Raw genomic sequence first — 14,029 nt, forward strand, 5'->3', positions numbered from 1 at the left:
CGGTCAGGTCGAATCCCGTCGATGTCATTCGATGATGAAAAGCCATGCGTACGACGGTAAATGATGCGGTTTGTAACGCGAACGACCCGACCGACGAAATCCCGGGTAACCCACTGGCAACTGCAGTCGGGATCGGTTCGGGCGGACATGATGGGGATCGAAAACATGAATGTTGGCAAGTCGAAGCGTGCGCGCGTTGCGTTGAGCGCGTTCGCGATCGGAGCCCTCGGTGCCGGAGTAGTTGTTGCCGCACCGTGGTCGACTCCGTCCACGACCACCGAAGCATCCATCGAACTGGTGTCGACGGCCACCTGCTACGACATGGTCAGCATCGCGATCGGCGGCCGCGGCGACACCCCACGCGAGGGCGTCAAGTGGCTCACCACCCCCGAGGGCGAGCGGCTCCCCGCAGCGATGTCCGGTGACTACTCCAGCGACTGGATCGACCAGGCCGTGCGTGCGCCCAACAATGGCAACGTGGTTCCGGACTCCTACGCCGCGGTGTACGTCGAATACCCGGCCGACCTGGCGAGCTACGAGAACGCCGTCCAGACCGGTGTGACGAACTCACAGACCATCATGAAGTCGATCACGGCGTCCTGCCCCGACACTCGCTTCGCCATCGTCGGCTACAGCGAGGGCGCAGACGTTGCTCGCCGCACCGCGATGGAGGTCGGCAACCAGGTCGCCGGAGCCGACGGCAAGTACGGAATCGTCGACCCCAACCAGGTCGTGGGAGTCGTCATCTTCGCCGACGCCGGCCGCGAGTCGGGAGATGGCCCGTTCCCCGGCGCCGAGAACCCGTTCAGCAATCCGGACGGCTTCGACACCAAGTATCAGAACGGCAACAACGCAATTCCAGGCCAGGGCGCACTGCCCGGCACCTCCGGCGGATTCGGAGCGCTCGACGGCCGGGTGGCCTCGTTCTGCTCCGACGGAGATCTCACCTGCGCACTGCCCGAGAACACGTCACTGATTCACCTGGCCGCCAACGTCGGTCGTCAGGTCAACGCCGACGCGCTGCAGAACGAGCAGCTGACGCCCGCCACCGGTGCCGATCTCGCATTGGCCCTGGGGCGCATCGCAGTCAACGCCTTCAACGACATCGCCTCACAGCCCAACTGGATGCAGAGCGACGAGACGTTCCTCGACGTGTTGATCAAGGTGTCCGAGCCCGGCTACAAGCCCGGCGCAGTGACCACCCCGGTCTCGGCCACGGTCGACGGCGAGCAGAAGCCGATCGAAACCGGTCAGATGGTCGACCTGGCATACCTGCCGCAGAAGATCTTCCGCGAGATCACCGGCTTCATCGCCTCCAACCAGAACACCGTTCCGGTGATCATGAACGACCCGTACGGCCTCACCCTGGGCCCCGGATCGGGACACCACTTCGATTACTGGCGTGACGCCGACGCGGCCAACGGCAAGCCCTTGACCTCGGTGCAGTACGCCGCGGCCTGGTTGACCCAGCTGGCGGAAGAGGCCAACAGGGGCGAGCCGATCAAGTCCGCAGCGGTTCAGGAGAAGGCCGGACGTGCTGCGGTCGAGACGATCGTGGCACCTGTGACCACGTCGGCAACGGCAACTCCGAAGGCCACCACGACCGCCCCGGCAACCTCGACGCCCGTCGTGACCACCACCGTTCCGGTTGTGCCTGCACCCGTCACCACCGCCGAGACGCCGGCACCGGCCGTCGTCGCGACGACCCCCGAGTGCACCGTTCCCGTCGACGGTGAAACCCCGGTCGAGGGAGCACCGCCGGTCTGCGTCACCCCGACCGAGACGGCTGCCGAGACGGCAACCGAGACCGTGGTTCCCACGACCACCGAGGTTGTGCCTGCTCCCTAACTGAAAGGTAGCTCGTAGCCTGCTACGAACTACCGCTCACGACGGCGGGTCTGCGCATCAGCACCGCGCAGGCAACCGTCACCACTGCAACGACCACGAGCCCGGCCGCCGACAACACCAGGTGGTCGGGCTCGCTCGTGCGGGTGGCCACCGCGTCGGTCGACGATGACAGGCCAGGCTGATAGCTCGCGGCATACACCGTCACCGGCAGCGTCATGGTGAACAGAGCGGGCAACGCGACGGCCAGCGAACCCGGTGAGGTCGACAACACGGACACAAGCGCGTACGCGACGACGAACGGCAAGACGAATTCCGATCCCGTCTGAATTTCCGCATAGCCCTCGATTACGCCCGCAACGGCTATGACGAGAAGGCCACTCAACCCGACGTACAGCTGCGGCCAGCGGTAGCCGAGGCCCGCTCCGACGATCAACAGGCCCACACTCAGAGCCAGCTGCGCATTGTCACCAGCGGCGAAGCCGAACGAGCATATCCCAGCCGACGATGACGCGAACAGCACCAGCAGCAGGCGTCCGTTGCGCCCGGGCAAAAGGAACGACGCCACCAGCGCGATGGCCGTCATACCGGCAAGTGCACCGAGCCAGACGGCATCCCCACTGTCGTGGCCGCCGGCGAACCAACTCACAACACCGGCAGCTATGGGCAGCGGTAGTCCGACCAGCAGAGTCCGTCGGGTCTCGTGCGACTGCAACGCCACATCGCGGTGTGCCAGGAACAGCGAGAGCGCCGCACCCAGTGCCGCAATCACCATGACGATCGCTCGCTCCGGAACCACCGCATCCTCGGCACCGACGACATCCCACACGAACACGGGACCGTCGTCGGCTTGCAACAGGGCATCCAGCGCTGTGCCGAGAAGACCGGCTCCGATCGCGGCGACGGCCAGCGATGCCTGCGCTCCGCGATGTCGCCCCGCGAGTACGACGGACGCGCCGAGCAGGGCGCCTGCGCCCACTGCGCCGGCCCAGTCGCCGAACATTCCGGTCACCATGCCGACTGTCCGGAACACGACGACGAGTACTGCTCCGATCGCCACGACGAGCACACCCCGCGCACTCGAACGCGCCAGCGCGACGCTCACCAGGCAGGCGGTCAACGCGAGGACGGTGAGCCCGTTGACGATCGTTGCCGGTGAACCGAATTCGGCCGTGCTGCTCAGCAGGGAGTCGAAGGGTCGGATATCACTGACCGCGTAGCCGACGACGAAGCCGGCCAGGATCATCGACAGTACTTTCATACTGCCGATCATGCCGTCAGCCGAACTTCACCCCCTGCGCCAGGGGCAGTTCGTTGGAGTAGTTGACCGTGTTCGTAGCTCGCCGCATGTAGGCCTTCCATGCGTCCGAACCGGATTCACGTCCGCCGCCGGTTTCCTTCTCTCCGCCGAATGCACCACCGATCTCGGCACCGGACGGTCCGATGTTGACGTTGGCGATGCCGCAGTCGGAGCCGGCAGCAGACAGGAAGCGCTCGGCTTCACGCAGGTCGGTCGTGAAGATCGATGACGAAAGACCCTGCGGCACATCGTTGTGCAGTGCGATGGCCTCGTCGAGGGTGTCGTACGTCAGCACGTACATGATGGGGGCAAACGTCTCGTGCTTGACGATGTCGGTCTGCGCGGGCATCGTCACGATCGCGGGCTGAACGTAGAACGAGTACTCGTCGACCACATTCACCCGCTCCCCGCCGACCACGATTGTTCCGCCGTCGGACACCGCAGCCTCGAGCGCCTTCTGGTACCCCGCGAACGCACCGGCGTCGATGAGTGGGCCCACCAGAGTGTCTGTGGCCAAGGGAGATCCGATGGAGAGTGTCTCGTATGCCGCAACCAACTTGCCGACCAGTTCCTCCGCGACCGAGGAATGCACGATGACGCGTCGCAGCGAGGTGCAGCGCTGACCGGCCGTTCCGGCGGCCGAGAACACCAGTCCACGCGTCGTCAGATCGAGATCGGCCGACGGCGTCACGATCGCGGCATTGTTTCCACCGAGTTCGAGCAACACCCGGCCGAATCGCTCGGCGACCCGAGGAGCGACGGCACGGCCCATTCTCGTCGAGCCGGTTGCCGACACCAACGCAACCCGCGAATCGTCCACCAGCGCTTCGCCGGACGCGCGATCACCGATCACCAGCTGCGCGATCTTGGGGTCCACTCCCGCGGCAGCGGCGGCACGCTCGAACAGTGCCTGCACTCCGACGGCCGTCAATGGAGTCTTCTCCGACGGCTTCCAGATGACGGTATCGCCCGCGACGAGTGCGAGAGCGGTGTTCCAACTCCACACGGCAACAGGGAAATTGAAGGCGGTGATGACACCGACGACACCGAGCGGATGCCATTGCTCCATCATGCGATGCCCAGGCCGTTCGGTGGCGATCGTATTGCCGTACAGCTGACGCGAGAGTCCGACGGCGAAGTCGCAGATGTCGATCATCTCCTGCACCTCACCGAGCCCCTCCGAGACGATCTTTCCGGCCTCGATGGACACCAGCGCGCCCAGATCTTCCTTGTGTACGCGCAGCAGCTCTCCGAGTTCCCGAATCACCTGACCACGCACGGGAGCCGGTACCTGCGACCACGACACGAACGCAGTGCGCGCGTCGGCGATGACGGCGTCGACATCGGCAGCCGAGGCACACGCCAGCGACGCCAGGTTCCCTCCGGTGATCGGCGATCGCGCGATGATCGCGTCGGGTCCCGCAGGGGCGTCGAGCGCGATCGTGGCACCCAGCCGGTCGAGGATCGCGCGAGTGCGCACACTCAACTCGTCGTGGGTGATGGATGCAGACATGCGCTTACACCTTCCGTGGGGAGAACCGAACCGTCGGAGATGAGCCTACCGATCAGGGTCACAACCGTATAATTTCCTGTGTATTGGACTTGCTTACGGATTATTTACGCGTATCTTCGACGTCATGACGCAAGTATTACAGCGCACCGGACTGGCCATCGACGCCTCCAACGTCCGCGACGTGATCGGCAAACACCTGTTGGCCGACGGTTTCGAGCTGGTGTTGGACCTCGATGCCTCGACAGGGTGCACCCTGGTCGATGCCAGGGACGGCACCCGCTATCTGGACCTGTTCACCTTCTTTGCGTCCAATGCGCTGGGCATGAACCATCCGGCCCTGATCGACGACCCGGAATTTCGGACCGATCTCATGCAGGCCGCGATGAACAAGCCCAGCAACTCCGACATCTACACAGTGCCCATGGCTCGATTCGTCGACACCTTCGCGCGCGTCCTCGGTGACGCTCGCCTGCCCCACCTGTTCTTCGTCGAGGGCGGCGCATTGGCAGTGGAGAACGCGTTGAAGGTCGCCTTCGACTGGAAGTCACGCTGGAACGAGCGCAACGGCATCGATCCATCGTTGGGCTCGCAAGTCATGCATTTCGAGCATGCGTTCCACGGACGCTCGGGCTACACGATGTCGCTCACCAACACCGACCCGAACAAGGTTGCGCGCTTCCCGAAATTCGATTGGCCGCGCATCCCGTCCCCCTTCATCAGGTCCGATGCAAACATGGACGAACTCGAGGACGCATCGCTGGCCGCAGCCCGCATTGCTTTCGAGGCCAACCCGCACGACATCGCCTGCGCCATCATCGAACCCATCCAGGGCGAGGGCGGCGATCACCACTTCCGGCCTCGTTTCCTGCAGAAGTTGCGCGAGCTCTGCCACGAGTTCGACGCCTTGTTCGTCATGGACGAGGTACAGACCGGCGCCGGAATGACCGGCACCGCATGGGCTTTCCAGCAGCTCGACGTCGTCCCCGATGTCGTCGCCTTCGGTAAGAAGGTTCAGGTCTGCGGCGTCATGGCCGGCGGTCGCGTCGACGACATCGACGACAACGTCTTCGCTGTCAGCTCCCGCATCAACTCGACGTGGGGTGGCAACCTCACCGACATGGTGCGGTCGCGTCGAATTCTGGAAGTGGTCGAGTCCGAGAAGCTCATCGATCGCGCCGGCGAACTCGGAGCAGTGCTGCTGAACATGCTGCAGGAGTTGGTAACTCGACACACGGTGGTATCCGAGGTCCGTGGACGCGGGCTGATGTGCGCCTTCTCCCTGCCCGACGCCTCCACCCGCGACCGAGTGATCGAGCTGTTGCGCACCGAGGAACATGTACTGGCGCTCGGCTGCGGCGACGCGGCAGTGCGATTCCGCCCTGCACTGACGATCACCGAAGCCGAGCTGACCCAGGCAGTCCAGTCCATCGACCGGGTGCTGGGGATGCTCTAGCGCTCGGGCTCGATGTCCTTGTGCACCAATCGGATCTGTGATGTCGGGATGACACCTGGACGGAAGTAGAAGTTCTCCGGCGACTGTCGCAGCTCAGCGTCTTCGACGCCACTGACCTCCCAGACATCGACCGGTCCACCGGTGTTGTTCATGCCCACGAACCAATCACGTTCCCACTCGTCGGCCGCCAGAAAGCAACCTTCCTGCTCGGGCTGGTGGCTACCGGCAATACCGCGAGCGGCACCCATTCGACGCCAGTCGAGTCCGTGCTGCCGAATAGACTCACGGTTGAGCACCGAGGTCACGTGATAGCGAATGGTCATCGGCAAAAAATAGCAGCGGAAACTGGCCGGGTACAGCGATTATCGGCGTGCCCGGCAGGTAGAAGCTTCCGATAATTGAACACCGATTCCCACGCGCCGCGCAGTAGAGAGGTTCAACACTCACTCTACTGGCGGGCCATCTCGATTACATCGTCTTCGGTTGGCGCGCTTGCAGCGTGATGGGTCAGACACATCGGTGTCTTTATCTTCTTGAACCGCCCGCCATCCACTCCTTCGACGGATGCGAAGAACGTGCCCGCCGGGAGCCTACCGATCCCGTCCATCGAACTCTGTCTGGACTTGGCAACTTCCTCCGCTGCCTGTGTTTGAGCGGGAGCGGTCAACTTACCGAAGAATTGCGTTGAGGCATTACCTGGAATCTTGTTGTCCAGCCCCTTGGGGGCCTGGGTCGCAAAGACCATACCCAGACCATACTTCCGCGCCTGCGATATAAGTGCGATCGTGCTTTCCGAGCTAATTTTCTGTTTGCCAGCCGGGACGAAGTTCTGGGCCTCGTCGATCACAAGCAAGCCTCCCAGCGGCTTTTCCGAGGGGTTCTTCCGCAACCACGAGAACAAGGCCATTTCTAACTGATTGACGAATCCTTCTCGCTGCACATCCGACTGAAGGCCGGCAAGATTGATTATCGAGACCCTCGCCTTGAATCCTGGAGCAGGCGTGAGAAGTTCGCCGGGGTCGGCGGGTGTTCCGGACTCGCCGAACATAGGATCAATGGCGATTTGTGCCTTCAGATTCTGGGCGAGCCCTCTTGCCAGGGTTCCTGCGTCATCGAGAGCGCTTACATCGTCCGGCAGGTCGGACAGAAGCTCAATAAAGTCATTGAGGCTGCCCGAGCTACCGCGACCGAACCAGCGGAGGGCGTCTTTTAGGACAGCACGACCGTGAACGGCCCTGTTTGAGGTCCCAGTCGCAGAGCGTGGGGAGAGCGCGGCGTAAGCAGACTCGACGGCACTCTTGAAGAGCTCGTTATCGTCCCTGATTGCGGCGAAATCTGGTAACGGATGGAACATCAACGGACGCCCTGACGACCGGTTCGGAGTCCAGACTTTGACGTCTGCCGACTCGAAGAACATCCTCCTTTTATCGATATCTTCGCTGTCATGAACTGTCGAGCCTGATGGCCACGGTTGGCTCAGCCGCGCAAGGTCGTTATTCGAATCAATAATGATTGACGACACGCCCTGAAGCGCGCACTCTTCCACGATGCGACGGATCAGAACGGTCTTCCCGGACCCTGACCCCGCGAAGATTGCCGTGTGCTTTCGGAGTGCACTGAGAGGCAATTCGATGGAAGCACCCGACGACGTCTGACCTACTACAATCCGACCCTCCAACTGCGGTTCCTCGACTGGCACCGTTGGCTTGGACCCGTTGGATCCTATCGAGTCATCCTTCGACTCCACCGTAGTAATCAGATCGCTGAAGAAGCTTACTGCGGAAGCGGGCTTACGCGACGAGATCCATCTACCAAGGTCGACGTTCTCTCCGGCCAACAGTTCACGGAGTGCAACAAGGATTTTGATGTCGCTATCAGTAAATGGACGAGTCTGTCCTCCGGCGTCGTGGAACCCCGATACTGTCTGAGCCGTCTTCGGACCCGAGGGCCAACGATCGTTTCTCAGCAACACGACAGTTCGGCTAGGTAAGCGCTGGTCTAGGTTTGCGTAGTCACTGGCCTTCTGAATCTTACTGGTCGCGCTGGTCGGGCTTGCCGTCGTCACAACGCGGAAGTAACACTGGTGCGTCTCTTGATCCGCGTCATCAGTGCGGCTGATCCGGCCGTGCACTGACGGTTTGTTGCTAGGGACGGCGTCCGGGCTCCACGTCTGATCCGATCGGGTCGACTGCTGCACCAGGACACGGAACCCGGACAACAAAAGCGGGGGAAACGCCGAATCCTGCTTCTTGTCATCCAGAACGTCCGCGATGTCGGCTGCGTCCTTTAAAGCCTTGAATTCTTCATCCAATTCAACGAGAGCCCGGTCCGTCAAGTCCGGACCAGGATCAGGATTCGACACCTCCCCATCGTTGGTTGCCTTGTTCTCGAACGCAAGAGTCAGCATTTCCGTCACAGTGTCAGTATTCAGACAATGGCGAATATGTTTGTCGATATTCTGCAGTAGTGAACGAGGCGTGTAGTTTTTCGCCTCACCAAACGCAGCACCCGCCACGGGCCAAGTCGCTGACGGAGCGTCGTATCCGACCTTTCGGAAGCACGTCTGAAAACGATGTTCGACCATCGTTCGAGCGAATTCAGGGTTTGGAATCCTTTGCAGAGGCGTTGCCTCCCGGAATCTGTCGCGAACAGTTGCCGTAGCCCGAGTCTCGATCTGCGTCCAGGCGGCGGGTAAGCAGGCAACCACGGTGACAGTCCTGTGAAGGTTCTGCCGCATCGACATCAACCCATGTGCAAACCCTTCCAGCGCCTGATCCTCCGAACTTGCCGCATCCTGTCCGGTCGACTTGGTCGAGCTGCCAATAACCGTATCGATCTGGTCTACCGCCATGACCGAAGGACCTGTGAGCGCTAGCAATTGCGAGATGCTTTCCACCACATCTTGATCCGTCATGGTTACCCGCTGTATGCCCCACGGCTTCAATGATTCGAGAACTGAACTGTCGGTCTCGTGAGGCTGTAGAAAGATGTAGCCGAGATCGTTGACGTCCTGGTCCTCCGCCGCTGCCAGCACAAGCGCACGAAGGGTGTTCTGCGCTCGCCGACGATACTTAGCATGCACCTTGAAGACTGCTGCAACGAATGTGTCGAGTTGTTCTTTGTCCAACGGCGCTTGACCGACAATAGGTGCCCGCTCACCCTCCGGTATTGCTGCCTGTTCCGAAAGACGCCACAGCATTTCCTGGAGCTGCGATCGCTGGGTCTGCACAACGGGGCGACTGAAGTCCTCAAGGACCGTGTTCAAGATCGTCGACCAAAACCGCTCTCCGCTGAGCATGTCCACGAGGAAGAAATACCCACGCTGTTCTTGCACACTGGCACGGATCTCGCCGAGCAGGTGTGTCTTGCCCGCACCTGCGGGACCTGGAATCACTACCCCCAGAGGGCTCTTTGTCCGGGTGAGTTCAGTATCGCCGAAAGCCGCCATGACCTCGCGATAGGCATGCTCGTGCAGACCGCCGACGTGCACGTCGGATTGCGACTCCCAAATATCATCGGGCGTCGTTGCCCAGTCGAGCCGGATGGACTCAAGAGCACGCCGCTGGTCACGGTTCATCGCGTTGGCTCGATCGCGAGAAGATGGGTGAGCTGAGTGCCAACAAGAACGGCGGCAAGGCGGTCTTCGTCAGTCAACGTTTTTTGGTTCTCTTCGGGGATCAGGCTGACCCCTTCATGCTGCTGTAACTCGACAAGTGCCGTATCGAGGCTCTCTCGGTCAACATCAGACAGAGCTTCGCGGAGTGCTCGCAAACCAACCCAAGCGCCGGGCCGGGATGCGAGCGCCTCGTATGCTGCTCGAATTCTTTTCTCGATCGAAGTTCGACCGAACAGCTGTGCCGCAACGAGCCCTCTCGGCTCCAAAAAGCGCTCGACACCTCGGAGCACGGTAAACAAGACACGGGTTGCCGGGTTCGAACCATCGGGAGCATCCGCGACGAAGAGGTTGGTGCAGTACTCCCAGCCTTTGGCCGTCAGCGTCAACTCGATGAACCGATTCGGTTTCGCAGATTCGATCAGTCCAAGCCTTACCAGTTTTGTCCTGCTGCCAGCGTCGAGTACTGGGCCGAAGTTCTTCAGATCGGCATTCTTGACTACCCGATCTTCCGACATCAGAACAAGCAAGACCAGGATTTCGTTTTGAGTCAGGTCGGCGGTACTCATCCGGTGTAATTCCTCACTGTTCGCGGGTTGCGGAGTAAAGCGACTGCAGTACGGATCTGGTCGAGAACCGCAGTCAGGTCATGCAAAACTTGGCCGTTGGTGTAACGCAGTGTCACGTATCCGCGGAGTTGGAGCATGTTGTCACGTTTGCGGTCTGAAGCGTACTTGCCCACTGCACGATGCTCGTCCCCGTCGATCTCGATGACCAAGGCACTGTCCTGCCACACCAGGTCGACCCGAATGGGTGAAGTGAGCTGTGTCCCCACTCTCAGGGTTTTGTTCCACTCCCGGTCGTAGGCCCACAGCTCCTTGGACAGTGCTTCTTCCAAGATGCACTCGACATCACTGTCGGCGCGCGGTGAACCAGACTTCGGGACAGAACGTCCCGGGGGCTGCGGCGGCCTCGCTGTCGTCGTTGATTCAGGAATCCTCAACTCCCACTGAGTAAATCGCTCGACCACACTGTCGGTCATCCACACACCCATACGGCCGTGGCGTGAAAGCCAATCGGCTGCAAGTTCGAGGTCGCGACCCGCAGGTCCTTCACCCTCGACGTGCACTAGCAAGGCCAGACCGGGCCGGTCTGATCCTCGCTTCAGGATGCGGGAAAGCTGCTCGGTCTGGATCTCACGTGAGAAGCCAGCGGTGGACGAAGGCGAGCCCAATGCAGTCCGAGTGAGTGCACACAGATAAGGCGCAAAGGCACCCGTGCGAGTCGATTCACGACGCGCCAGATCATCGGCAGCCAAGAGCGACTGAGCAGTGAGATCGCCTAGTTCGGCGGCCCCAGGCAACCAGGCTGGAAACATATCGATAGCGGATTGTTCCAGCAGGCCGATGACGTTGCCCACCAGATTGCGAAACCCGACATCGACGTCTGATTTGTAGCCGAACACCAGCGGACAATCTTCAGGCAGGGGGTCAAGCGCCCGCTCCAGAGCATCAAAACTGTTGCCAGATAGCTGAATGGGCTTATCAAGGGGTAGCTGCGACCAACTCACGGCTAGCAAATTACGTAGGCCTCCCGCACACATTCGATGGCAATGGATCGGCTATGTGGGGGCAGCGATCCGGCATGGTGGCTGACTGTACGTGTGGATCAGACCAGGTGAGCGCCCGCAGTAGATGCCGACCCATGTCAAGTCATTCAGTTGGTTGTATTGGCGCACCTTGCGTCTGAGCAATCGGGAGACGCCCAGTGGGGCGACGTGCAGTCAAAGCTTCCTCCTAGGGGTTTGAGGACTAGGGGCGGATCCGTGTCAGGCTTTCCTTGACATCCCCGCGTATTGTCGTCAAGCTTTTCCTGACACAGGAGGTCGTTCATGGATCCCATCGCCCTCGCAACCGAGGCAGATATCACCGCTGCAACGCGGGCGGTCGTAACAGCGGCAGCCACCGAAGCAGGCCGTATCGCCGACGAGATCATCGGCACCGGTCCGCTGCCGGGCACACCGGAATGGGAAGCCGAACAATCGACCGATCTGCCCGCACGACGGAGTATCGCGTGGCATCTACTGAGCCTGCGCGTGCAACTGGCAGCGGGCCTGGACGGCATCGAAACCGTTGTGGTGCTCCGGGTTCAGGGTGCAACGTGGGCGACGATCGGGACAGCCGTCGGAATGTCGCGACAGTCGGCTCACGAGCGGTGGGGTGCCCGATCGGCGGCCGTTCTCGATCCGGTCGGCGACGGACTGCCCGAGATCGTCCCGAACGACAGCCCAGCATGACCTACAGCAGCATTCGCTCTGCACCCTCCGCCACGGCGTCGGCCGCTCGCTGAAGTGCGGCAGACGACAGCGACCATTGCTGCCAGTACAGCAGCACGTCGTCGATTCCGTTGTCGTCGAAACACGTCAGCGAGTCGCGGGCCTGCAGATCGGGAATCATGCCCCAGCCGAAGCCGAGGTCGACGGCGCGCGCGTAGTCCGCGGACGCCGGCACCAGATGCCTCGGGGGCTCATGTGGTTCGACGTCGAATCGCTGTAAGTAGTTGTCCTGCAACCGGTCGTCGGCATCGAAGACCACCACCGGCGCGGAACGCAAGGCCCCTGCGGTCACCCCCGTAGCGAACCACCGTTCGATGAACTCGGGTGTGGCGGACGGCCGGTAGCGCATCGCACCGAGGCGTCGGACGGTGCAGCCACGCACCGGAGAAGCCACCGATGTTATTGCAGCGGAGACGATCCCGTCGTGCAGCAGTTGAGCGGTCCGGTCCTGATCCTGTCGATGCAGATCGAAGGTGGTGTTGCCCGCCAGTGGAGCGAGCGCGGGCAACACCCAGGTCGCCATCGAATCGGCATTGACGGCAATCGAAATGGGTGCAGCGACGCCGTCGTCGCTCAGTTCTGCCCGAGTCTGCTCGGTGAGAGTGTCGATCTGGCGCGCCAAACGCAGCACTGAGACGCCCGATTGGGTTGCCACCACCGGCTTGCTCCGCTGGACCAGGGTCCGGCCGAGCGATTGCTCCAGGGACTTGATGCGCTGACTCACCGCCGAGGGCGTCACGTACAGCACGCGAGCCGCGGCCTCGAAGGTCCCGCCGTCGACCACGGCCCGCAGGGCTCTGAGCTGCTCGATCTCCATTAGATGAAGCTACGCTAATCATTCCTGAAATACATTCGCTGGACCTAATCCAGACTTGTTCCTAGCGTTGCCGTCATGACCTCCCTTGCCGCCGCACAATCGACCCTCACCGGACTGGGCGTCGGACTCTCCCTCATCGTCGCCATCGGAGCGCAGAACGCATTCGTGCTGCGCAAGGGACTGCAACGCGCCCACGTATTGCCGGTGGTGGCAGTGTGCGCGCTGTCCGACGCGGTGCTCATCCTGGCCGGGGTGGCGGGAATCGGCGTTCTCGTGGATCGATTTCCCGTTGCTCTGCGGGTCGTGACCGTCCTCGGTGCTCTGTTTCTCCTCGTCTACGGCCTGCTGGCACTCAATCGCGCCCGAACGCCGGCTGCCATGACCTCCCAGGTGGAGGGAACGGGTTCACTGATCGCAGCCGTCGCCACCTGCCTGGCTCTGACCTGGCTCAACCCGCACGTCTACCTCGACACCGTGGTGTTTCTCGGGTCGATCGGAAACCGTCAGCCGGGTGAACTGCGGTGGTGGTTCGCCGTCGGCGCGATGCTGGGCAGCGTCCTGTGGTTCACCGCCCTCGGCTACGGATCGCGGGTGCTCAGTCCGCTGTTCGCCAAGCCCGCGGCGTGGCGAGTACTCGACCTCGGCATCGGAGCGATGATGTTGACCCTGGCTGCTCTGCTGGTTTTCGGCTGAGCCACGACACTGGACGTTCGCAGCACTTGATCGGTGGTACAACGAGTGATCTGATAGTCGCGAAAGACCGACCGCACGGTCTCGAAAAGACTGGAGGATTCTTCGTGCCGTACCTCGGCCTACTGATCATGCTGCTGTCGATCTTCTGCTTGATCGACGTCATCACCGCCGACGATTCGGGAATCCGCCACCTCCCGAAGATCGTCTGGCTGCTGCTCGTCATCGTTCTGCCGCTCGCCGGGTCTCTTGCGTGGCTCATCGTCGGCCGACCTGAGAACGGCGGCATCTGGGGTGGCAGCGGCGCACCACGTACCGCGTCGGCCTACCCCGAATACGACGCGAGACCCGGACGCGCCGTCGCCCAATCGCAGGAGAGTGACGAGGAGTTCCTACGCCGTTGCCGCGCCCGCGCCGAAGAACAGCGCCGCATCGCCCGCGAGCAGCGCAAGAGCGATTGAGA

12 protein-coding genes are annotated in these 14,029 nt (G+C 61.9%); 5 read left to right on the top strand and 7 right to left on the bottom strand.

Features of this window, described 5'->3' with window-relative positions:
* The first annotated feature begins 150 nt into the window (after positions 1–150).
* Positions 151–1,848 (top strand): cutinase family protein, encoded by a 1,698-nt coding sequence (locus CH251_RS00390; RefSeq protein ID WP_094611626.1) that lies wholly within the window; start codon positions 151–153, stop codon positions 1,846–1,848.
* Between the two features lie 22 nt (positions 1,849–1,870).
* Here CH251_RS00390 and CH251_RS00395 read toward each other — a convergent pair whose 3' ends face one another.
* Together CH251_RS00395 and CH251_RS00400 are read right to left on the bottom strand one after the other, a co-directional pair.
* Complete coding sequence (locus CH251_RS00395; RefSeq protein WP_143537934.1) at positions 1,871–3,106, bottom strand: hypothetical protein; 1,236 nt, start codon at positions 3,104–3,106, stop codon at positions 1,871–1,873.
* Positions 3,107–3,122: 16 nt separating this feature from the next.
* On the bottom strand, positions 3,123–4,658 hold the full coding sequence (locus CH251_RS00400; protein ID WP_094611327.1) for an aldehyde dehydrogenase family protein: 1,536 nt from the start codon (positions 4,656–4,658) through the stop codon (positions 3,123–3,125).
* Positions 4,659–4,815: 157 nt separating this feature from the next.
* Between CH251_RS00400 and lat the strand changes: the two genes are divergently transcribed.
* Positions 4,816–6,111, top strand: a complete 1,296-nt coding sequence (gene lat / locus CH251_RS00405; protein ID WP_373454900.1) for an L-lysine 6-transaminase — start codon at positions 4,816–4,818, stop codon at positions 6,109–6,111.
* Here the strand turns inward: lat and CH251_RS00410 are convergent.
* The 4 genes from CH251_RS00410 to CH251_RS00425 all read right to left on the bottom strand — a co-directional run bounded on the left by CH251_RS00410 (position 6,108) and on the right by CH251_RS00425 (position 11,294).
* On the bottom strand, positions 6,108–6,434 hold the full coding sequence (locus CH251_RS00410) for a hypothetical protein (RefSeq protein ID WP_094611329.1): 327 nt from the start codon (positions 6,432–6,434) through the stop codon (positions 6,108–6,110). The genes lat and CH251_RS00410 overlap by 4 nt on opposite strands.
* A 125-nt stretch (positions 6,435–6,559) precedes the next feature.
* Positions 6,560–9,688 carry an ATP-binding protein gene (locus CH251_RS00415; protein ID WP_094611330.1) on the bottom strand — a complete coding sequence of 1,043 codons (3,129 nt, stop codon included), beginning with the start codon at positions 9,686–9,688 and terminating at the stop codon, positions 6,560–6,562.
* Positions 9,685–10,293: a hypothetical protein gene (locus CH251_RS00420; RefSeq protein ID WP_094611331.1), complete on the bottom strand. Its 609-nt coding sequence runs from the start codon at positions 10,291–10,293 to the stop codon at positions 9,685–9,687. The genes CH251_RS00415 and CH251_RS00420 overlap by 4 nt, the downstream gene beginning before the upstream one ends.
* Positions 10,290–11,294 carry an endonuclease domain-containing protein gene (locus CH251_RS00425; protein ID WP_179273661.1) on the bottom strand — a complete coding sequence of 335 codons (1,005 nt, stop codon included), beginning with the start codon at positions 11,292–11,294 and terminating at the stop codon, positions 10,290–10,292. Before CH251_RS00425 ends, CH251_RS00420 begins: the two co-directional genes overlap by 4 nt.
* A 321-nt stretch (positions 11,295–11,615) precedes the next feature.
* On the opposite strand from CH251_RS00425, the gene CH251_RS00430 reads away from it, so the two are divergent.
* Positions 11,616–12,020, top strand: coding sequence for a hypothetical protein (locus CH251_RS00430; RefSeq protein ID WP_094611333.1), 405 nt, complete (start codon positions 11,616–11,618; stop codon positions 12,018–12,020).
* Position 12,021: 1 nt separating this feature from the next.
* Here the strand turns inward: CH251_RS00430 and CH251_RS00435 are convergent, their stop codons facing one another.
* The gene (locus tag CH251_RS00435; RefSeq protein ID WP_094611334.1) at positions 12,022–12,876 is read right to left on the bottom strand and encodes a LysR family transcriptional regulator ArgP; all 855 of its coding nucleotides are present in this window, start codon (positions 12,874–12,876) and stop codon (positions 12,022–12,024) included.
* A gap of 75 nt (positions 12,877–12,951) precedes the next feature.
* Here CH251_RS00435 and CH251_RS00440 point away from each other — a divergent pair, with 75 nt between their 5' ends.
* The gene (locus CH251_RS00440; RefSeq protein ID WP_094611335.1) at positions 12,952–13,569 is read left to right on the top strand and encodes a LysE/ArgO family amino acid transporter; all 618 of its coding nucleotides are present in this window, start codon (positions 12,952–12,954) and stop codon (positions 13,567–13,569) included.
* Positions 13,570–13,673: 104 nt separating this feature from the next.
* Positions 13,674–14,027 carry a PLD nuclease N-terminal domain-containing protein gene (locus CH251_RS00445; protein WP_094611627.1) on the top strand — a complete coding sequence of 118 codons (354 nt, stop codon included), beginning with the start codon at positions 13,674–13,676 and terminating at the stop codon, positions 14,025–14,027.
* The last annotated feature ends 2 nt before the right edge of the window (positions 14,028–14,029 follow it).

This window comes from Rhodococcus sp. 06-462-5 (assembly GCF_002258315.1).
GTDB lineage: Bacteria > Actinomycetota > Actinomycetes > Mycobacteriales > Mycobacteriaceae > Rhodococcoides.